Annotated in this window: 1 protein-coding gene; it reads left to right on the top strand. The window is 59.2% G+C overall.

Going from position 1 to position 924, the window contains the following annotated elements; all coding sequences use genetic code 11:
* Positions 1–262: 262 nt before the first annotated feature.
* On the top strand, positions 263–924 hold a 662-nt coding region (locus NKH90_RS34600), incomplete at its 3' end, for an IS110 family transposase (protein WP_352823807.1).

Below are 924 nucleotides of genomic sequence, written 5' to 3'. Positions count from 1 at the left end.
TCGACGAAGTGGTCGATCGCTCTGAGCAGGTGATCCGCCGGCACATGCCGCTCCAGGCTGAAGCCGTAGAACAGCTCCTCCTGCATCACACTTTGCTCGCCCATCATCGACTCAATCTCCTCTTACGACGAAGATTGAATCAGATGGGATATTCGGCTTGAGCCCCATCTTCGACGGTGATGGACGGAGGTGCTGCGCTCCGAGCTGATGATAGAACGTGGTCTGCAGCTACAGCCACAAGCATCAGGAAAGGAAACGCAGCATGAAGCATTATGCCGGATTGGATATCTCGGTAAAAGAGACCGCCGTTTGCATTGTCGATGAAACTGGCAAGATCTGCCGCGAGATCAAGGTGGTCAGCCACCCCGACGACCTCACCGCGGTTCTGAAAGGTCCCGCCTTGCGCATCGAGCGGATCGGGCTCGAGGCCGGACCGTTGTCGCAATGGCTGTTCGAAGGCCTGGCCAAGGCCGGTTTGCCGGCAATCTGCATCGAGACCCGACACACCAAGGCATTCCTCAAGGCGCGGCCGAACAAGACGGATCGCAATGATGCGCGCGGCATCGCACAGATGATGCGCGTCAACCTGTTCCGCCCGGTGCATGTCAAGACGCTGACGAGCCAGAAGCGCCGCGCGCTGCTGACGGCGCGCAAGCTGCTGCAGGAAAAGGCCCTCGCCATCGAGAACGACCTGCGCGGCCTGTTGCGCAATTTTGGGCTCAAGGTTGGCGTCGTCGGGACCGTCAAGTTTGAGGATCGGATTCGCGAGCTCGTCGAAGGACGCTGTGAACTGGCCGAAATTGTCACGCCGCTGCTGGAGGCGCGCTGCAAGCTGCGAGAACAGTTTACAGTTCTACATCGCAGACTTCTGAGAATCGTGCGGGACGATGAGGTCTGTCGGCGCTTGATGACGATCTCCGGCGT

The sequence above is a fragment of the Mesorhizobium sp. M0898 genome, from assembly GCF_040319695.1.
Lineage (GTDB): Bacteria > Pseudomonadota > Alphaproteobacteria > Rhizobiales > Rhizobiaceae > Mesorhizobium.
Note: the sequence above shows the minus strand (reverse complement) of the source record. Positions and strands in the feature narration are given on the sequence as shown.